The sequence below is a fragment of the Streptomyces fradiae ATCC 10745 = DSM 40063 genome (assembly GCF_008704425.1).
GTDB classification, from domain to species: Bacteria; Actinomycetota; Actinomycetes; order Streptomycetales; family Streptomycetaceae; genus Streptomyces; species Streptomyces fradiae.
The window spans coordinates 2,816,207-2,835,901 of sequence record NZ_CP023696.1; the positions used below are offsets into that span (position 1 = coordinate 2,816,207).

The window sequence follows — 19,695 nt, forward strand, 5'->3', positions numbered from 1 at the left end:
CCGGGATCCCGGCACGACCGGCGCCCGCGCGCACCCGCACCACCCAGACCCACCGCACCACCAGACCCACCGCACCACCAGATTCACCGCACCACCGACACCCCGCCCGGCCGGGCCTCCACACGAGCCCGGCCGGGCGCCACACCGGGCACGCGGGGCGGCCACCGGCCGGCCCGCGCGTTCGCGTTCACTCACCCGTGTGGCAATTCTCCAGCGCCGCACGCCCTTTGGTGGCAGTCTGCTGAACATCAGATACGCAGAGCAACGCCAGAACGAGTGTCAGGCAGCCGGAGGTGCAGTTCCGTGGCGTCCAATGTCAACCCCACCGTCAGGCGACGCAGACTGGGCATGGAGCTCCGCCGGCTGCGCGAACAGAAGGGCATGACGGCGGAGGAGGTGGCCGAGCGCCTGCTGGTCTCCCAGTCGAAGATCAGCCGCCTGGAGAACGGCCGCCGCTCCATCAGCCAGCGCGACGTCCGCGACCTGTGCGGGGTGTACGAGGTCGACGACCGGCGGATCGTCGACTCGCTGATGCAGATGGCCAAGGACTCCCGCCAGCAGGGCTGGTGGCACGCCTTCGGCGACATCCCCTACAGCGTCTACATCGGGCTGGAGACCGACGCGGCGTCGCTGCGCGTGTACGAGCCGCAGATCGTCCCCGGACTGCTGCAGACCAGGTCGTACGCCCAGGCCGTCATCACCGGCGCCCTGCCGGAGGCGCCGGCCGCCGACATCGACAAGCGGGTGAACGTCCGCACGCGCCGCCAGGACCGGATCAACGACGCGCAGAAGCCGCTGCGGCTCTGGGCCGTCATCGACGAGGCGGCGCTGCGCCGGGTCGTCGGCAGCCGGGAGCTGATGGTGGCCCAGCTGGAGGCGCTGCTGGAGCAGTCGCACCTGCCGCACGTCACGGTGCAGGTGATGCCGTTCGAGATGGGCGCGCACCCGGGCATCAGCGGGCACTACGCGATCCTGGAGTTCCCCGACGCGTCCGACTCCTCGGTCGTCTACATCGAGGGCGTCACCAGCGACCTGTACCTGGAGAAGCCGAACGACGTCCAGCGGTACACGGTGATGTACGAGCACCTGCGCGCCCAGGCGCTGGGCGTGGAGCAGAGCCGCCGGTTCATCGCACGGATGGCCAAGGAGCACGCCGAGAGCGGGCCGCCCGCTCTGCCCGGGTTCAACCGCGCCTGACCGGTTCGAGGCATGGCGGGTCGGCACCGTACACCGGGGCGGGCTCCCACCGGAAGGTCGGGCCGGCAGAAGCCATCCGGTCGAGTGAACGGCGGTGCCAGGCGCGGAGGTTGGGCCGGTAGCGTCGATCACGCCAGCCTGGCGGAGCGACCACGCCGCCCCGACGGGCCGGCGTGATTGCCAGCCAGCCATCACCAGCCAGAACCGGAGCAAGATCATGGCCATTACCCAGGGCGCCACGGACAACTGGACGAAGTCCTCCTACTCCGGCGGGAACGGCGCGTGCGTCGAGGTCAAGTCCCCCGTCGCCGCATCGATCGCGGTCCGCGACTCGAAGGTCCCGGCGGGCCCCTCGATCACCTTCGTACCGGACGCCTGGAACGCGTTCGTCCGCGAGGTGGGCACCACCGGCTCCCTCTGAGCCCCGCGCCCCGTTCCCCCCGCACACGCGTGAGCCCTCTCGACTGGTCCGCCGTCCCGGCCGAGGGGGCTCTTCCGCGTCCGCGGGGACGGAGGCCCGCCCGCGGACCGCGAACCGCCCGGCCCTCCGCCCGGGGGCCCGCCCGCACGGCGCCCCGCTGTCCGGCCGGGCCGGTTCGGGTCCGGTCGGGTCCGGTCTGGTCTGGTCAGCTCGGGTCGGGTCGGGTCGGCGGTCCGGGGCGCCCGTCGCCTTGGCCGTTCCTTTTCCGGTCCTTTCCGTACGGGCGGTCGACATACCCACGAGTACGCGGCAGGGTGACCCGTGAGCGATGCCGTGGTCCCGCCTCCCCGCTCCGGACCGCCGGCACCCGCCCGCACGGCCTCCCCGGCGCGCCGCGCCCCGCCCCACGGCCCCGCGCCGCCCCGGCCCGGAGCCCGCACCCCCACGCCCCCGCACCGCCACCCGGCCCGGCGCCACCCCCCGCACCCCGCGCCCCCACGACCCCAGCGCCCCGAGCCCCACGCCCCCACCTCCCCGACGCCCCCACCCCGCCCCGAGAACGCCGCCCGCCCCGCCTCACCCCCGCGGGTAGCGGGCCAGCCAGCCCGGCGAGGCGGCCGACGGGCCGTGCAGGGCCGGGCCCTGCGTCATCTCCATCGCGAAGTCGTCGGCCAGCTCCAGCAGCGTGGCCCGGCCCTCCAGCTCCGCCAGCCACGCCGGCGGCAGCGCCGTCTCGCCGTGCAGCGCCCCCAGCAGAGCGCCCGTCAGCGCGCCCGTCACTTCGGAAGGCCCGTCGTGGTTGACCGCCAGCCGCAGCCCGTGCCGTATGTCCTCGCCCACCAGCGCGCAGTAGACGGCGATGGCCAGCGCGTCCTCCGCCGACTCCCCGTCGGTGTCGCCCAGCGACGCGATCCGGTCCGCCGAGGGCGCCCCCTCCCGTACGGCGGCGGCGGCCCGCTCCAGCGCGCCCGCCACCGGCTCATGGCCCGGCCGGGCGGCGAGCTCCGCGCCCGCGGTCCGCACCGCGGTCTCGATGTCCCGGCCGCGCGCGACCCCGTGCACCACCACCGCGAACGCCCCCGCCGCCAGGTAGGCGACGGGGTGGCCGTGCGTCTGCGCGGCGCACTCCACGGCGAGCTGGCACACCAGGTGCGGCTCCCAGCCGACCAGCAGCCCGAACGGCGCCGACCGCACCAGCGCGCCCGCGTCCCGCGCGGCCGGGTTCCGCGGCTCGGCCGGGGTGCCCGGCACCTCGCCCGCCAGGCCGGTCAGGCAGGCGCGGGCCGGGTCGCGGCGGGCGTACAGCCACTCCTGCGCGGCGAGCCACCCGTTGTCCTTGCGGCGCTCGTCCGGCCCCCAGTCCCGCTGCGTCGCCGCCCAGCGCAGGTAGGCGCGGTGCAGGTCGGTCGGCGGGTGCCAGGCGCCCGTGTCGCGCCGCACCTGGGCGCGGATCAGCCCGTCGACCGTGAAGAGGCTCAGCTGCGTCGCGTACGTCACGGCGCCCCGCCGCCCGTAGGCCGGCGCCAGGTCGGTGAGCCCCGCGGCGCCGTGCGCCTCCCGGATGGCCTCCACCGGCAGGCGGGCCACGGCCGCGCCGAGGGCGTCGCCGACGGCACCGCCCAGGAGGCAGCCCCGTACGCGGGCGCGGTAGTCCTGCTGCTCGGCCCGGCCCCAGACGGCTGCCGCTGCGGTACTCACGGAAGAGGCCCTCCCCCACGACGTGGCTCCGGCGCAGCACTGTAATCGAACGGCCCCCGCGCGCAGGGGCGGTGGAGGAAGCCCGTGCACGGAAGGGCGGACACGCCGGGAACTCGCGGGGGCGCGGCGCCGACTACTTGTCCGGGGCCGCTCTCGGGTCCCGTACGGCGTGAAGGAGTCGGCAGTGGTGAGGAAAGCCCCCGTGTGGTGTGGTGTCGCGGCGGTCCTGGCGTTCGCCGGGGCCGGCTGCGGCACCGTCGCGCCGCCCGCGAAGCCGGCCGGGGGCGCGGGCGGCGCGGGCTTCCCCGTGGAGGTGACGGACTGCGAGGGCACCCGTACGACGGTCGGGAAGGCTCCCCGCGCGATCGTCACCAGCAACGCCTCCGCGCTCGAACTGCTCCTGCGGCTCGGCGCGGGCGACCGGGTCGCCGGCACCGGCTTCCCGCCCGGCGCCGGCACCCTTCCGGCGGAGCTGGACGAGCGGGCGCGGAAGGTCCCCGTCCTCGGCAGGACCGTCATCCCCAAGGAGAAGCTGCTCGGCTCCGGCGCCGACCTGTACGTCGACACGTTCGCGACCGTGAACCGGGGCGGCCACGGCATGGGGGAGACGGCGACCGGGGAGGAGCTGGCGGCGGCCGGCGTCACCCGGGTGTTCCTGAAGTCGACGGCGTGCGCGGGCACGGCGAAGAAGCCGGTCACCGACCTGACAGCGGTGGCGGAGGACATCCGGACGCTGGGCGCGCTCACCGGCACGGGCGACAGGGCGGCGGAGCTGGTCGCCGGGATGGAGCGGAAGGTGGAGGGCGTCCGCGCGGCCGTCGGCTCCGTGCCGGAGGCCGACCGGCCCTCGTACTTCTTCTTCGACTACGACGCCGGCACCAAGCAGCCCGTCGCCGTCTGCAACCGGCAGGTCGCCCACGCGGTGATCACGCTGGCCGGCGCGCGGAACGTCTTCGCCGACTGCGACGACACGTTCCGGCAGGTCGGCTGGGAGCAGGTGGTCGCCGCCGACCCCGACTGGATCCAGCTCGCCGTGCGCAACCGGGGCGACGCCGCCGCCACGGAGAAGGCGTTCGACGAGGCCCGCGCCTGGCTGGAGGGGAACGCGGCGACGCGCGGCCTCAAGGCCGTCAAGGAGCGCAGGTACCTGCGGATCAACTCCGAGGCGACCACCATCGCCGGCGTGCGGAACGCCGAGACGGTGGAGCGGATCGCCGCCACCCTGTACCCGGACAAGGTGAAGGGCGGACGGTGACGCCGATAGCGGAGGCCGGGAAGCGGAGCTCCCCCGCCCGTACGGAGCCGGACCAGACGCCTGGCAGGGCGCCCGGGGTCCGGCACGTGCGGGCCGGGGTCCTCGCCGTCGTGCTGGGTGCGGTGCTGCTCGCCGCACTCACGTTCTCGGTGGCGTGGGGATCGACGGACGTGCCGCCGCGGGAGGTGTGGTCGGTGGTGCTGCGGCGGCTGTCCGGCGACGCGCCCCGGCCCGGCACGTCCGATCTGATCGTGTGGCAGCTGCGGCTGCCCCGCGCCCTGCTCGCCGCGGTGGTCGGCGCGGGGCTCGGCCTGGTGGGCACGGCGGTGCAGGCGCTCGTACGCAACCCGCTGGCCGATCCGTATCTGCTCGGGATCTCCTCGGGGGCCTCGCTCGGCGCGGTGGGCGCGCTGGTGCTGGGGCTGGGCACGGGCGGTGTGCTGGGGCTCGGCACCTCGGGCGCCGCCTTCGCCGGGGCGCTCGCCACCTTCGCGCTGGTGTGGCTGATCGCCCGGCGCGGGGGCGCGTTCTCGCCGCTGCGGCTGGTGCTGGCGGGGGTGGGCATCGGGCAGTTCCTGACCGGGTTCACCAGCTACCTGGTGCTGCGGGCCGGGGACGAGCAGCAGACGCAGGGCGTGCTGTTCTGGCTGATGGGCAGTCTCGGCGGGGCGAGCTGGGAGACGCTGGCGGTGCCCGCGTCGGCGGTGCCGGCGGCGCTGCTGCTGCTGCTGGCGCGGGCCCGGCCGCTCAACACGATGATGATGGGCGACGAGACGGCGGCGGGGCTCGGGGTGAACCCGGCGCGGCTGCGGCGCGAGCTGTTCGTCGTGACCAGTCTGCTGACCGGGCTGCTCGTCGCCGTGTCGGGCGCCATCGCCTTCGTCGGGCTGATGGTGCCGCACGCGTGCCGGCTGCTGGTCGGCGCGGACCACCGGCGGCTGCTGCCCGTGTCGGCGCTGTTCGGTGCGGTGCTGCTGGTCGTCGTGGACCTGGTGTGCCGTACGGCGCTGGACGGGCAGGAGCTGCCGGTGGGCGTCGTGACCTCGCTGATCGGCGCGCCCGCGCTGCTGTACCTGCTCGACCGGCGGCTCGGGAGGAACGCGTGAACATCGCCGTCGAGGAACTGAGCGTCGCCTACGCGGGCCGGGCCGTCGTGTCGGGTGTCCATCTGATCGCGGCCGATGGGGAGATCGCGGGGCTCGTCGGGCCGAACGGCAGCGGCAAGTCCAGTGTGCTGCGGACCGTGTACCGGCATCTGCGGCCGGCGGCCGGGCGGGTGCTGGTGGACGGGCGGGACGTGTGGGACCTGACGCCCGTGCAGGCGGCGCGGCGGATCGCGGCGCTGCCGCAGGAGCGGACCAGCGACTTCGAGCTGACGGTCGGTGACATCGTGATGATGGGCCGCACCCCGTACAAGGGGCCGTTCGCCGGGGAGGACGCCACCGACCGGGCCGTGGTGGCGGCGGCGCTGGAGCGGGTCGGGATGGCTCAGGCGCGCGGCCGGCCGTTCTCGGCGCTGTCGGGCGGCGAGCGGCAGCGGGTGCTGCTGGCGCGGGCCCTGGCGCAGGACCCCGAGGTGCTGGTGCTGGACGAGCCGACCAACCACCTGGACGTCCTGCACCAGGTCGAGCTGCTGGCGCTGCTGCGGGAGCAGCGGCGGACCACGCTGGTGTCGCTGCACGACCTGAACGCGGCGGCGTCGGTGTGCGACCGGCTGCACGTGCTGCACCGGGGGCGGGTGGTGGCGTCGGGGACGCCGCGCGAGGTGCTGACGCCGCAGCTGCTGGGCGAGGTGTTCGGGGTGCGGGCGGCGGTGCTGGACCACCCGTTGACGGGCGATCCGCTGATCGCTTTCGATCACCGCGCGCCCGCCCCGGCGGGTGCCCCGCTGGCGACGGGGGTGACCCCGTGAGGTCAGGCGCCGGCCGCCGCCGCGCGGGCGCGCATGGTGGCGAGGACGTCGTCCCGGTCGTAGTACACCTGGCGGCCGTTCTTCCGGCGGCGCCAGTGGTGGGTGTTGGCCAGCCAGTAGACCGTGCCGGCGGCGATGCGCCAGCCGGTGGCGATGTCCTGGGCGGTGAGCCCGGCCGACGCCCGTACGGCGGGGGTGCGGGCGGCAGGGGTACGGCCGCCGGACGTGCCCCCGGTGGCGGAGGTGCCTCCGGCGGCGGAGGTGCCCCCGGCGGGGGCGCGGCCGGTGCGCGGCGGCGTGGCGTGCAGCGTGTGCCACAGCTCCGGCGACCAGGTGTGCCCCCGCTCGACGGTGCAGGTGATCGCCGCACGGCCGGTGCCGGGCGCGGGAGCGCCGGGCGCCCGCGGGGCGGACGGACCGGTTCCGCTGCCGAGGTGGGCGACGAGCGTGCCCCGGCAGCCGGGGCGCACGCACGGGCCGACCACCATGCGGCGGTCGGTGCGGCCGGACAGCACGCCCCAGGCGGCGGTGACCAGTTCGTCGGTCTCGGCCACCAGGTCATCCGCCGCCTCGTGCCCGGCCAGCCAGCCGGCGTGGCGGCCGAGGAAGACGAGGAGGGCGGCCGCGTCGCGGGTGGGGGCCCGCACGCCGCGGCCCTCGCGGACCACGGCGGCCCATCCGGCGAGCACTCCGCGGATGCGGTCCCTGACCTCCAGGGCGCGGCCGTTGAGGGGGATGCCGGGGGCGCCGCGCTCCCTGACGCGCTCGACCACTCCCCGTGAGGGCCGGGCGGAGGCCAGGGAGTGGGTGAGTTCGTCGTACAGCTCTCCGAGGGTCACCAGGTTCCTGATGATCCGCCGGCGGGTCACCTGCGCGCTCGTGCTATAGGCAGGAATTGAGGCACATGGCATAGGGCATCCTCTGCAGGCGTATGACGACAGCAGGAATTAGCCTGCGGGTGCCGCCTACCAGGTCGATACCATTCCGTTCCCGCTCTCCGACGGCGTGTGGACGACCCTTGACAACGGGGCCGGGCCGCCAAGAGGATGAGTCCCAGGTTGACGTTTCATGCCCCGCTCCGGGCGACGCCCCCGGGGGTATCTCCAGAGTTATCGCGCAGGCCGCGCGCTTGACGCTGCCAGGTTCCCCCGGTGATCCCTGATTGCTATTCCCTCCCACATCAGCCCAGCTCAGACGGGCTGTGCACCATGCTCGCGGGGCGCCTCGGCGCCCCTTTCGCCGTTCCCGGGCACCTCATTCACCCACCCGGCGCGCCGCTTTGACAGGGGCTCCCCGTGTGTGATGCAGGCATGGCCGGAAACAGCCCCTTCCGGTGGCGTCCGGGATATTCCCCACCCCCGCCCCGGAACCAGATCAGCGCCGATCAGCAGCGATCAGCACCGATGAATTGAGGCCGACATCACTACGCGCACGGAAACCACGGGAACCGGCTTCCGCACCGTGGACACAGTCCTTTTCGATCTCGACGGAACCCTGGTCGACACACTGGACGACATCGTCCGCACGGTGAACTCGGCCCTGCGCGGCCTCGGGCTGCCGGCCCTCACCCGCGCGGAGGTCAGGGACCGGGTGGGCGAGGGCGGCACGGCACTGGTCGACGCGTCCGTCGCCAAGTCCGGGCGCGCCGTCGGTCCCGCCGTCGTGGCCCGCGCCCAGGAGGCGTACCTGGCCGGGTACGCCGCCTCGCCGGCCGACGAGTCCCGGCCGTATCCGGGCGCCGTGGCGCTGCTGGAGCGGCTGCGCGCGGCGGGCGTCCGTACCGCCCTGTGCACCAACAAGGCGGGCGGGGTCACCGGTGAGCTGCTCAAGGCGCTCGGCCTGGACGGCCGGTTCGACGCGGTCGTCGCGGGCGACGGGCCCGCCGGCCGCAAGCCGTCGCCCGAACCGCTGCACCACGCGCTGAGACTGGCCGGCGGCACGGCCGGGCTCATGGTGGGCGACAGCCGCCACGACCTCGCCGCGGCGCGCGCCGCGGGCATGCCCGCGGCCTGGGTGAGTTTCGGCTACGGCCGGCCCGCGCCCGCCCAGGCGCCGGATCTGGAGGTGGACCGCCTCGACGCGCTGGAGTCCGCCGCGCACACCGCACGCATCCAGTTCCACGCGGTCCGATGACCGCGTCCCACTTATCCCTCGAGGAGGGAACGATGTCCGGTTCACCCGCGGACGACATTCTCCGACTGGTCTTCTCGTTCCGCCGCCTCGCACACGGCCCGGCCGACGGCGACTGCGCCGCCGGGACGTGCGAGGAGTGCTACGCGCTGCACCGGCCGAAGGTGGAGCGCTTCATCGAGCAGGGCGTTCCCCTCCACTTCGTGATCCCGGCGTTCCCCGCCAAGTCGCCCAACCCGCAGAAGGTGCTGGGGACGCTCCCCGACATGGCGGAGCGGATCTCGCTGGAGTTCCTCCAGGAGCTGTGCGACTACACCCGCCACTACTACGAGCCGGGCGCCCGCATCACCATCTGCTCGGACGGCCACGTCTTCAGCGACCTGGTGGGCGTGCCCGACGAGACGGTCCGCGCCTACGGCACCGAGCTGGAGGCGGTGCTGGCGGCGATCGGCGCCGACGCGATCAACACGTACGGGCTGGAGGACGCGTTCCCCGGCTTCCCGTACGAGGAGCAGCGGTCCATGCTCACCAGCCACTACGCCGTCCCCGTCGAGGAGGTGCGCGCCCGGACCCTGGCGGATCCGGGGGCGCGCGACATCTTCGGCGGGATCCACCGGTTCCTCTTCGAGGACCGGATGGCGCTGAGCACCGGCCGCAGCCGCAACAGCGTCCGCGAGGAGACCAAGTCCCTGGCGTACCAGGTGATCCAGCGGAGCGACGCGTGGAGCCACCTGGTCGAGGACTTCTTCCCGGAGGCGCTGCGGCTCTCCATCCACCCGCAGGTCAGCCACTCCCCCAAGATCGGCATCCACATGATGCGGACCAGGGACAACTGGCTGACGCCCTGGCACGGGGTGGCCCTGGACGACGGGGAGGGCATCCGCCTCGTCAAGCGCCACGAGGCCGAGCGCATGGGCGCCACGCTCGTCATGCGCGGGGGCCGGGTCAGCCACTACATCGCCCCGAACGTCTCCGCGTCCGTCAAGCCGCTGATCGAGGAGGTCGCGTCATGACCGAGTACACGGCCGAGTACACCGTCACCGCGATGAAGCCCTTCGGCGCCGTGGTCGAGGCCCGGCGGGAGGAGACCGACCTCGGCGCGCTCGACGTCGCCGCGGTCCGCGCGCTGGTCGCCGAGCACCGCGTCGTCGTCCTGCGCCGCTTCCGCGCCTTCGCCGACAAGGACGACCTGGTCGCCTACGCGCGCCGCTGGGGCTCCATCCTGTCCTGGAACTTCGGCGAGGTCCTGGACCTGGAGGTGCACGCCGACCCCAAGGACTACGTCTTCACGCCGGGCCCGGTGCCGTACCACTGGGACGGGGCGTTCGCCGAGAAGACCCCCACCCACCAGGTCTTCCAGTGCGTGAAGGCGCCCGCGCGCGGCACCGGCGGGCGGACCACCTTCTGCGACACGGCCAAGGTCCTGGACGGGCTGCCGGCGGCGACGCGCGCCGTCTGGGAGCGGCTGGGCATCACGTACCGCAAGGAGAAGACGGCGCACTACGGGGGCCACATCACCGCGCCGCTCGTGCAGCGCCACCCGCACACCGGGGCGCCCGTCGTCCGGTACGCGGAGCCGCTGGCCCCCGAGGACTTCCTCAGCCCGCTCTTCCTCGACGTGGAGGGCCTGCCCGAGGGCACCGCACCGGAGGACTTCTTCGCCGAGATCCGCGAGCGGCTGTACGACGCGGACGTGATGTACGAGCACGCGTGGGAGGACGGCGACTACGTCATCACCGACAACCACGCGCTGCTGCACGGCCGTACCGCCTTCACGCAGGGCTCACCGCGCCACCTGCGGCGCGTGCACGTCCTGTGACCGGCGGGAGCCCGGCCGGCGGTCCCGCCGCGCGCTCCCCCCGCTGAACCGCCGGGTGCCCGGCCGGCCGATCCGCCGGGCACCCGGCCGCCACGCCTCCTCGCCAGACCCGCGGGAAGCCCCTCCGGTGCACGGAGCCGGCGCACGGCGCACACCGCTGCCGGCGCCGACGACTCCGCCGCCGCCGATGCGCCGACGCGCCGGCCGGTACCGCCGGGGGCCCCGCCCACAGACGCCGACAGCACCACCCGCACCACCGCATCATCCGCACCACCGGCACCACCGGCATCACCCGCACCACCGCACCACCGGCACCACCGGCATCACCCGCATCACCCGCATCACCCGCACCATCCGTACCACCGCACCACCGGCATCACCCGCACCACCGCACCATCCGCACCACCGGTCCTCGCGGCACCACCGGTACGGCCGGGAGGACCGGCACCACTCGCACGCTCCGTACCACCCCGGACACCGAGAGGCCAGAAGTGATGCGACCGTACTACGACGTGGTGATCATGGGAGGCGGCCCCGGCGGGTCGTCGCTCGCCGCGCTGCTCATGAAGCAGGGCGGCCTCAGCGTCGCCGTGTTCGAGAAGGAGGAGTTCCCCAGGGAGCACATCGGGGAGTCCTTCGCCCACCCACTCATACCCGTCCTCGAGGAGACGGGCGTCCTCGACAAGGTCATGGCCAGCGACTGCTGGGTGAAGAAGTTCGGCGGCATCTTCCAGTGGCGCGGCCGGGACCCGCACGTGGCCTTCTTCGACCACGCCAACACCGTCCGCGACGGCGCCCACCGCTGGGCGATCCACGTCAACCGGTCCGAGTTCGACAAGATCCTGCTGGACCACGCCGCCGAGCTGGGCGCCGAGGTCTTCGAGGGCACGTCCGTCGCGGCGTGCACGCCCCTGCCCGACGGGTCGGGCCGGGAGGTCGTCCTCAAGGACGGCCGCACCGTGCGCGCCGGGTTCTTCGTGGACGCCTCCGGCCGCCGCAACAGCATCGTCACCGGCAAGCGGCGCGAGTGGCTGTCCGGCTACCGGAACATCGCCATCTGGCAGCACTACCTCGGCGGCAGGCCGGCGCAGACGCTGGAGGGCGACTGGAACGTCTTCCGCGAGGGGGACATGTCCCCGATCGGCTGCTTCGCCTTCCGCGACGGCTGGTGCTGGTACATCCCCGTCCCGAAGGTCCTCGACGGGAAGCGGGTCACCACCCACTCCATCGGCATCGTCACCGACCCGAACATCCTCAAGCAGCCGGGCACCGACTTCACCGACCCCGAGGTCTTCCTCCGCACGGTCAAGGAGGTGCCGAAGCTGCGGGAGCTGATCGGGGACGTCACCCCGATCGACGACAAGATGCTCACCGCCACCAACTACTCGATGATCAACGACCTGTTCGCGGACTACGACGGGCGCTGGATCCTGCTGGGCGACGCCTCCTACTTCGTCGACCCGCTCTTCTCCTCCGGGGTCGCCTTCGCCACCAACCAGGCCCGCGCCGCCGCCGCCCTGATCCGCGAGACGCGCCGCGGCGAGCACACCGAGGACGAGGTGCGCGGCCTGTGGCGGGACTACGACACGGAGTGGCACGGCATGGCCGCCTCGTTCGCGCTCTCCATCGACCAGTGGTACCACGCCATCGGCAAGGACAACCCGGAGAGCGTGTACTGGAACAGCCGCGGCACCGACGGCCTGTCCGCCCCCGACCACGAGGCGACCTTCCACGCGCTGCTGAACACGGCGTTCACCCCGGACCTGCTCCAGGTGCTGACCCGCGGCGAGGGCCTGGCCGCGCTCGACGTGGACGGCCCGTTCATGACCGCGTACGCCGAGGCCAACGACCTGCGGCTGGACGCCGACACGAAGGTCGCGCTCAAGGAGGGCGTCACCGCCTCGCGGGGCCCGGCCCTGGACATCCCCGGCTTCAAGGCGGCCATCCCGCCGGACCCGGACCTCATGCCGGCGGCGGAGCAGAAGGCCGTCGCCGCCTACTGGGCCGACCCGGTGCGCAACGGCGACCTGGTCGAGTCGCCGCTCGCCCGGACGCTGCCGGCGCACCGGTTCCGCTTCGCCGACGACCCCGAGGGCGCGCAGGTGCGGGGCCTGGACGAGCGGGACGGCGCCGCCGCCCTGTGGGAGCGGCTGCGCGGCGGGCCCGTGCTGTGGCGCGACCTCGTGGCCGGCCTCGACGAGGGCGCGCAGCGGCTGCTGAAGCGGCTGCTGCACGCCGGGATGCTCGATTTGGGCGCCCACGCCTGACGGCCCGCCGGCCGCGGCCGTCCGCGCCCACCGCCTGACGGCCCGTCGGCCGCGGCCACCGCAGTACCCGGCCGGGCCCCGGGCCGCCGCCCGCGTGCGGCGGCCCGGGGCCCGGCCCGCACGCACCAGCCTCCAGCACGTACCAGTCCGTTCCAGCAGAGGGCGAGGGTCGCATGGGCCAGCACAGCGGGGAAGGCGAGAGCAGGGAGAACGAGAGGGGGGAGGGCGGAACCAGGCACGGCGAGAGCGGGGAAGGCGAGCGGACAGCGGGCGAGAGAACAGCGGCCGAGCGGACAGCGGCCGAGAGGCGGGCGGTCGCGCGGTGGCGGGACATCGCCGGGGCCGACGCCGTCGCCGACGACGAGGCCGCCCTGGCCGCCGTCTCGCGCAACACCTCGGCGTTCCGGCCGCGGCGGGTGGTCGCCGTCCTGCGGCCCTCCGACGCCGCGCAGGTGGCCGCGATCGTACGGGTCGCCCGCGAGGAGAAGGTGCCCCTCCACCCCTACAGCACCGGCTTCAACTGGGGCCTCGGCTCGCGCCTCCCCGTGCGGGACGGCTGCGCCCTGCTCGACCTGTCCCGCATGGACCGCGTACGGGAGGTCGACCCGGCCGGCCGGTACGCGATCGTGGAGCCGGGCGTCACCCAGCTCCAGCTCGCCGACCACCTGGCCGCCCACCACCCGGACCTGGTCGCCAACGTCACCGGTTCCTCGCCGCACTCCTCCGTGGTCGGCAACCTCCTGGAGCGCGGCACGGGCTTCCGCCGCCACCGCGCCGAGGAGGTGCGCGGCCTGGAGGTCGTCCTCGGCACCGGGCAGCCGATGCGCACCGGGCTGTGGGCGGGCGAGGGGAGCCGGCAGCTCCACCACTACCCGTACGGCGTCGGCCCGCGCCTCGACGGGCTGTTCGTCCAGTCGGGGCTGGGCGTCGTCACCGCCGCCGTGGTGGACCTGCTGCCCCGCCAGGAGTGCCTGCGGCTGCTGGTGTTCACGCTCTCCGAGGCGGCGCTGCCCGGTGTGGTGGACGCCGTGCGCGAGCTGTTCCTGCGCGGCACGCTCCGGTCGATCGTGCATGTCTTCAACGACAAGCGGGTCCTCGCCATGGCGGGCGGCGGGCGGGTGCCGACGTGGACCGGCGCCGTCGCCGTGGACGGCACCGCCGAGCAGGTGGCCCTCGCCGTGGCAGACGCGCGGCGGACCCTGACCGCGGCGGGCGCCTCGCCGCGCGTGCTCGCCGAGGCGGACGCCGCCGCGCCCGGCGCCGACCCGGTGGTCACCGCCCTGTGGGACGTGCACACGGGGCGGCCCACCACGGCGTTCCTGCACGGCCTGTACCAGTCGGTGCCCGGCAAGGAGACGCCCGCTGACCCGGACGTCCTCGACGGCACCTCCGTCGGCTACCTGGCGTGCATGCCGGTCGCCGCCGTCGACGGGCGGACCGTCGCGGAGCTGGTGGCGCTCGTGGAGAAGACCTGCGCGGAGCACGGCATGGTCCCGGCCATCGCCGTGAACCCGACGGGGCCCGACTACTTGGAGTCCGTCGTCAACCTGTACTTCGACCGCGACGACCCCGCGCAGGAGGAGGCCGCCCGCGCCTGCAACACGGCGCTGCACCGGAGGCTGTACGAGGACGGCTTCCGGTTCTACCGCGTCGGCGTGGAGACCATGGAGGCCCTGACGGGGTGGGACACCGCCCCGTGGGAGACGATCGGCCTGCTGAAGGCCGCCCTGGACCCGGACGGCATCCTCTCCCCCGGCCGGTACGCCCCGCTCTGACGGCGCCGCCGACCGGGCGGCCGGGTGGCCCGGCGGACGGACGGCCGGGCCAGGTCGACGGCCCTGCCGGACCGTGGCCCCGGCGCCCGTACGGAACGGTCCGTACGGGCGCGGCGGCTCAGCGGGCGGCCGGCTCCGGCTTCGGCTCGGGGCCGGGCTCCGGTGCCGCGCCGGGCTCCGGGCCCCCGGCGGGGGCGGTCGCCGCCGGGGCGGCCTCCGGTTCCGGGCGCCCGGAGCGGGCGCCCGGCGCACCGCCGCGGCCACCGCGCCGGGCGGCGAGCAGCAGCACGCACAGCCACGCGGCCACCGCGGAGATCACCAGGCCGTACCGGGCGCCGTCCGCCCCGCCCGCCAGGCCCCACGCGGCGCCGGCCAGCGCCGGGCCCATCGCGAAACCCAGGCTGCGGGAGAGCTGCACCAGCGACCCGGCGATGCCCGTGGCGCGCGGCGGCGCGGCGGTCATGACGAGGGTCTGCGTCGGCCCGCCGTACAGCCCCATGCCCGCCCCGGCGAGGGCGAGCCGCCAGGCGATGTCGGCCTGCGTCCAGTGGTCGCCGGTCAGCGCGAGCAGGGTGAGGCCGACCGCGGTGACACAGGCGCCCGCGACGGCCGTGGGCCGGGGGCCGACCCGGTCGGCGAGGCGCCCGCCGAGCGGTCCCATCAGCCCCATGGCGAGGGGGAACGCCAGCACGGTCAGCCCGGTCGCGGTCGCCGACAGCCCGCCGCCGCTCTGCAGGCGCAGCGCGACCACGTAGTGCATGGCCGCGAACCCGGCGGCGAGCGCGAACACCGCCCCGTACACCCCGGCGACGCCCGAGGCGCGGACCACGTCGACGACGGGCCGCGCGGCGGGGCGCCGCGTCCACCACACCAGGGGCGGTACGGCGGCGAGGCACAGCAGCAGCCAGGCCGGCACGCCGGGCGCCAGCGTCAGGCCGAGGAGCAGCGCGGCGACGGCCCCGCCGACGAGCGCCGCGTCGGTGAGGGGCTGCCGGCCGGGCGGGGTGAGCCCGCCGTGCCGGGGCAGGACGCGGGCCACGACGACGAGGGCGACCAGGCAGACGGGCAGCTTCACCAGGAGCACGGCCCGCCAGCCGAAGGCGTCCAGCAGGACACCGCCGACGGCCGGCCCGGTCACGGCGCCCAGCGGGCCGAGCGTGGCGGGCACGCTCATCGCCCGGCCCCGCATCGACGCCGGCACGGCCCGCATCACCAGCACGGGCATCAGGACGAACAGCAGGGCGCCGAAGACGCCCTGGGCGACACGGGCGACGGCCAGCCACGCCATCCACGGGGCGAGCGCGGCGAGCATCCCGCACACGGAGAAGCCGGACACGGCCAGCAGCAGCGCGGGCCGCAGCCCGACACCGCCGCCGCCTCCCCCGGCCGAGCCGCCCGGCCCGCCGGGGCCCCGCCCGGCGTCCAGCCAGCGGCCGGCGGGCAGCAGCATCGACACGACGGCGAGCTGGTAGCCGAGCACGGCCCACTGCGCCATCGACGGGGAGACGTCGAGGTCGGTGGATATCGTGGCCAGCGCGATGTTCACGACGTTCATGTCGAGCATCGCCGTGAACGCCAGCGCGCCCGCGATGGCGACGAGGATCCACGGACTGCGCCCGCCGGTCAGCGGGTTCTCCGGGGCGGGCGGCTTCTCCGGGCCGGGCGGGGTCCCCCGGCCGGGTGCTGCGCCCTGTGCGTCGTCGTGCGGCATCGCGCGGTCCTTCCCTCTCCGCCGTACGGCGGGTTTCGTCGTCATCGTCGCAGGTGGAGATCGATCGGGTCAGCGCCCTTTCGGGACACCGGAGGCCGGAAACAGGCCCTCCCCGCAAGGGAGTTGGCCGACGTGACGGCGGAGGCTTTCTCCAGGTAGTCGGCCCGCGGCGCGCACGGGTTCCCGGCGCGGAACGGGAGAATGCTCACGTGCGGCATCCCGGCCGCGCCGGGTGGTTTCCGCGGGTTTCCGTGCCAGCATGAGTGGCCGGGCCGCGGGAGGACCCCTCCCCGCAGCGGCCCGTCCCTTGTCGGCCCGTCAGCCGCGTGTCCGGGCCATCCCCCGTACCGGGAGTCGTGGCTGGCGGGCGCTCGTCGCAGGAGCGGAGCACCATGAAGGACGCCCGGCCCGAACCGGCCACGCCCGACCGCCCGGACGCCTCGCCGCGCGGGCCGCTGCCGGGCCTGGCCGGGTTCCTGATGCTGCTGGCGGCCCTGCTCGCCGCCTCGTACGCCGTCGGAACGCTCGCCGGGCCCGTCGCCCCCGGCCTCCACCCCGGCTACAGCGCCCCCGCCGGGACCTCCGGCGGGGACGGCGGGGCGGACATGGGCGGCATGGACATGGAGGAGATGAGCCGATGACCGCCCCCGGACCCGTGGCCGCCGCCACGGTCACCACCGACCTGCTCATCGGCGGCATGACCTGCGGGGCGTGCGTCGCCCGCGTGGAGAAGGGACTCGCGAAGCTGGACGGCGTGGTCGCGTCGGTCAACCTCGCCACGCACACCGCGCGCGTCACCCACCCGGCGTCGTACACCGTCCCCGACCTGGTCGCCGCGGTCGAGCGGTCCGGCTTCACCGCCGAGCCGCCCGCCCCGCCGAAGACCCGGGAGGAGCCGGAGGCCGCCCGGCAAGAGCGCCGCGACGAGGAGGAGGCCGCCGAGGTCGCCGCCCAGCGGCAGCGCATGTGGATCACCGTCGCCCTCGCGGTGCCGGTCCTGGCGCTGTCCATGGTCCCGGCGCTCCAGTTCAGCAACTGGCAGTGGCTCTGCTTCGCGCTCACCGCGCCCGTCGTCTTCTGGAGCACCTGGCCCTGCCACGTGAAGGCGGTGCGCGGGCTGAGGCACGCCGCGTCGACCATGGACACGCTGGTGTCGCTGGGCACGATCGCGGCGTTCGCCTGGTCGACGTACGCCCTCTTCCTCGGCGGAGCGGGCGTGCCCGGCATGGTGATGCCCTTCAGCCTGCTGCCGTCCCCGTCGGCGGACGTGGCGCACATCTACCTCGAAGCCGCCGTCGCCGTGCCGATGTTCGTGCTGACCGGGCGGTACCTGGAGGCGCGCGCCAAGCGCGGCACGGGCGCCGCGCTGCGGTCGCTGGCGAAGCTGGCCGCGAAGGACGTGGCCGTGCGGTGCGAGAAGTCCGGGCGCGAGCGGCGCGTCCCCATCGAGGAGCTGCGGGTCGGCCAGGTCTTCGTCACCCGGCCCGGCGAGAAGGTCGCCACGGACGGCGTCGTCGTCGAGGGCAGCTCGGCGCTGGACCTGTCGCTGGTCACCGGTGAGAGCGAGCCCGTGGAGGTCGGCCCCGGCTCCCCCGCCGTCGGCGCCGCCGTCAACGCGGGCGGGATGCTGCTCGTGCGGGCGACGGCCGTCGGCGAGGACACGCAGCTCGCCCGGATCACCCGGCTCGTCACCGACGCCCTCGCGGGCAAGGCGCGGGCGCAGCGCGTCGCGGACCAGGTCGCCGGGGTGTTCGTGCCCGTCGTCCTGGCGCTGGCGGTGACCGTGCTCGGCTTCTGGCTGGGCGCCGGGGCGGACCCGCAGGTCGCGGTGACGGTCGCCGTCTCCGTCCTGGTCGTCGCCTGCCCGTGCGCGCTGGGCCTCGCCACGCCGACCGCCCTGCTGGCCGCGACCGGGCGGGGCGCGCAGCTCGGCATCCTCGTCAGCGGGCCGCGCGCCCTGGAGACGCTGCGCAACGTCGACACGGTCGTCCTCGACAAGACCGGCACGCTCACCACCGGCAAGCTGAAGGTCACCGGGGTCACCCCGCTGGGCGGGGCGCACCGCGACGACGAGCGGCGCGAGGTGCTGCGGCTGGCCGCCGCCGTCGAGCAGGGCTCCGACCACCCGCTGGGCCGGGCCGTCACGGCCTACGGGCGCCGCACGCTGGGCGAGGACGCCCTGCCGGGGGTCGCCGGCTTCGTCTCCACGACCGGGGTCGGCGTGGCCGGGCGGGTCGAGGGGCACCGCGTCGAGGTGTGCGCGCCGGGCGACGCGGAGCTGCCCGGACCCCTGGCCGAGGCGCTGGCCGCCGCCGAGGAGGCCGCGCACACGCCGGTCCTGGTCAAGGTGGACGGCGCCGCGCGGGCCGTGATCGCGCTCGGCGACACGCTGCGGCCGGGCGCCTACCGGGCCGTGGAGCGGATGCGCCGCCTGGGCCTGCGGCCCGTGCTGGCCACCGGGGACCGGGACGCCACGGCGCGGGCCGTCGCGGCGGAGCTGGGCATCCCGGAGGCGGACGTGCACGCCCGGTGCACCCCGGAGGGCAAGGCGGAGCTGGTCGCCGCGCTGAAGGCGGACGGCCGCCGGGTCGCCGTCGTCGGCGACGGCGTCAACGACACGGTCGCCCTGGCCGGGGCGGACCTGGGCGTCGCCATGGGCGGCGGTACGGACGCGGCGATCGGCGCCGCCGACGTGACGCTGGTCCGGGAGGACGTCGAGGCCGTCGCGGACGCCGTGCTGCTGGCCCGGCGCACGCTCGGCACGATCCGCATGAACCTCGTCTGGGCGTTCGGGTACAACGCCGTCACCATCCCGCTGGCGGCGACCGGCTGGCTCAACCCGATGGTGGCGTCCGCCGCCATGTCGGTCAGCTCGGTCATCGTCGTCACCAACAGCCTGCGGCTGCGCGGCTGGCAGCCCGGCCGCCCCGCGCGGCCGGCGCGCCCGGCCGGGGCGGCCCGGCCCGCACGCCGCGCGTCGGCATCGGAGGCCCGCGTATGAAAGCCCTACGGGACCGGGTCGAGCCGTTCCTGCCCGCCCTGTCCGCCGTCGTGGCGAGCGCCGTCGCGCTCGGCGGGCTGACCGCCTGGACGGCGGCGGGCGCGGCCGGCTCCCCGGCGGAGCTGGAGGTCACCCACGCGCGGCTGCTCCAGCCGTTCCCGGGCCGGGAGTCGACGGCGGTGGTCTTCACCGTGGAGAACCGGGGGACCTCCGCCGACCGGCTCCTTTCGGTCGACTCGCCGGCGGTCGACTCGGCGATGTTCTCGCGTGACGCCGACGCCGGACGGGCCGCCGCGAAGATGCAGATGATCGACTCGGTCGAGGTGCCGGCGCGCGGGACGCTGGAGATGACCCCGTACGGCACGGACGTGATGGTGGAGCTGCGGGGCCCGGTGGAGCTGGGGCAGCGCATCCCCTTCACCCTGCGCTTCCGGCAGAGCGGCACGGTCACGGCGCAGGCCGTGGTGGTCCGCCACGCGGACTGGGCGTCCCGCTAGCGCGGCGCGGGA

The 19,695-nt window shown here is 75.2% G+C and carries 16 protein-coding genes; 13 read left to right on the top strand and 3 right to left on the bottom strand.

Annotated features, from left to right (window positions below; translation table 11 throughout):
* The first annotated feature begins 303 nt into the window (after positions 1-303).
* Positions 304-1,197, top strand: a complete 894-nt coding sequence (locus CP974_RS12420) for a helix-turn-helix domain-containing protein (protein WP_037938008.1) — start codon at positions 304-306, stop codon at positions 1,195-1,197.
* Positions 1,198-1,414: 217 nt separating this feature from the next.
* Complete coding sequence (locus CP974_RS12425; protein ID WP_031132155.1) at positions 1,415-1,618, top strand: DUF397 domain-containing protein; 204 nt, start codon at positions 1,415-1,417, stop codon at positions 1,616-1,618.
* A 576-nt stretch (positions 1,619-2,194) separates the two neighbouring features.
* Here the strand turns inward: CP974_RS12425 and CP974_RS12430 are convergent.
* On the bottom strand, positions 2,195-3,316 hold the full coding sequence (locus tag CP974_RS12430; RefSeq protein WP_031129372.1) for an ADP-ribosylglycohydrolase family protein: 1,122 nt from the start codon (positions 3,314-3,316) through the stop codon (positions 2,195-2,197).
* Between the two features lie 187 nt (positions 3,317-3,503).
* Here CP974_RS12430 and CP974_RS12435 point away from each other — a divergent pair, with 187 nt between their 5' ends.
* The 3 genes from CP974_RS12435 to CP974_RS12445 all read left to right on the top strand — a co-directional run bounded on the left by CP974_RS12435 (position 3,504) and on the right by CP974_RS12445 (position 6,483).
* Positions 3,504-4,571 (top strand): ABC transporter substrate-binding protein, encoded by a 1,068-nt coding sequence (locus tag CP974_RS12435; RefSeq protein ID WP_223844457.1) that lies wholly within the window; start codon positions 3,504-3,506, stop codon positions 4,569-4,571.
* An 86-nt stretch (positions 4,572-4,657) separates the two neighbouring features.
* A complete protein-coding gene (locus CP974_RS12440; protein WP_223844460.1) occupies positions 4,658-5,677 on the top strand; it encodes a FecCD family ABC transporter permease in 1,020 nt (339 codons plus the stop codon).
* Positions 5,674-6,483: an ABC transporter ATP-binding protein gene (locus CP974_RS12445; RefSeq protein ID WP_037936897.1), complete on the top strand. Its 810-nt coding sequence runs from the start codon at positions 5,674-5,676 to the stop codon at positions 6,481-6,483. The genes CP974_RS12440 and CP974_RS12445 overlap by 4 nt, the downstream gene beginning before the upstream one ends.
* Before the next feature lie 2 nt (positions 6,484-6,485).
* Here CP974_RS12445 and CP974_RS12450 read toward each other — a convergent pair whose 3' ends face one another.
* Entirely contained in the window at positions 6,486-7,322 is an 837-nt protein-coding gene (locus CP974_RS12450) for a helix-turn-helix domain-containing protein (RefSeq protein ID WP_140160791.1), read from the bottom strand.
* A 622-nt stretch (positions 7,323-7,944) separates the two neighbouring features.
* Here CP974_RS12450 and CP974_RS12455 point away from each other — a divergent pair.
* From CP974_RS12455 to CP974_RS12475, 5 genes are all read left to right on the top strand, one after another.
* Positions 7,945-8,616, top strand: a complete 672-nt coding sequence (locus tag CP974_RS12455) for an HAD-IA family hydrolase (RefSeq protein WP_051839067.1) — start codon at positions 7,945-7,947, stop codon at positions 8,614-8,616.
* A gap of 32 nt (positions 8,617-8,648) precedes the next feature.
* The gene (locus CP974_RS12460) at positions 8,649-9,626 is read left to right on the top strand and encodes an L-tyrosine/L-tryptophan isonitrile synthase family protein (RefSeq protein ID WP_031129367.1); all 978 of its coding nucleotides are present in this window, start codon (positions 8,649-8,651) and stop codon (positions 9,624-9,626) included.
* Positions 9,623-10,432: a TauD/TfdA dioxygenase family protein gene (locus CP974_RS12465; RefSeq protein ID WP_031129366.1), complete on the top strand. Its 810-nt coding sequence runs from the start codon at positions 9,623-9,625 to the stop codon at positions 10,430-10,432. Before CP974_RS12460 ends, CP974_RS12465 begins: the two co-directional genes overlap by 4 nt.
* A 494-nt stretch (positions 10,433-10,926) precedes the next feature.
* Entirely contained in the window at positions 10,927-12,699 is a 1,773-nt protein-coding gene (locus CP974_RS12470) for an NAD(P)/FAD-dependent oxidoreductase (RefSeq protein WP_078915392.1), read from the top strand.
* 173 nt (positions 12,700-12,872) lie between these two features.
* Positions 12,873-14,474: an FAD-binding oxidoreductase gene (locus CP974_RS12475; protein WP_051839066.1), complete on the top strand. Its 1,602-nt coding sequence runs from the start codon at positions 12,873-12,875 to the stop codon at positions 14,472-14,474.
* A gap of 118 nt (positions 14,475-14,592) precedes the next feature.
* Here the strand turns inward: CP974_RS12475 and CP974_RS12480 are convergent, their stop codons facing one another.
* On the bottom strand, positions 14,593-16,185 hold the full coding sequence (locus CP974_RS12480; protein ID WP_078915391.1) for an MFS transporter: 1,593 nt from the start codon (positions 16,183-16,185) through the stop codon (positions 14,593-14,595).
* Between the two features lie 392 nt (positions 16,186-16,577).
* On the opposite strand from CP974_RS12480, the gene CP974_RS12485 reads away from it, so the two are divergent.
* Genes CP974_RS12485 through CP974_RS12495 form a run of 3 tightly spaced genes read left to right on the top strand, consistent with a single transcriptional unit; the run spans position 16,578 to position 19,683 of the window.
* A complete protein-coding gene (locus CP974_RS12485) occupies positions 16,578-16,826 on the top strand; it encodes a hypothetical protein (RefSeq protein ID WP_031129362.1) in 249 nt (82 codons plus the stop codon).
* The gene (locus CP974_RS12490) at positions 16,823-19,186 is read left to right on the top strand and encodes a heavy metal translocating P-type ATPase (protein ID WP_031129361.1); all 2,364 of its coding nucleotides are present in this window, start codon (positions 16,823-16,825) and stop codon (positions 19,184-19,186) included. The genes CP974_RS12485 and CP974_RS12490 overlap by 4 nt, the downstream gene beginning before the upstream one ends.
* A complete protein-coding gene (locus tag CP974_RS12495) occupies positions 19,183-19,683 on the top strand; it encodes a copper chaperone PCu(A)C (RefSeq protein WP_031129360.1) in 501 nt (166 codons plus the stop codon). The genes CP974_RS12490 and CP974_RS12495 overlap by 4 nt, the downstream gene beginning before the upstream one ends.
* The last annotated feature ends 12 nt before the right edge of the window (positions 19,684-19,695 follow it).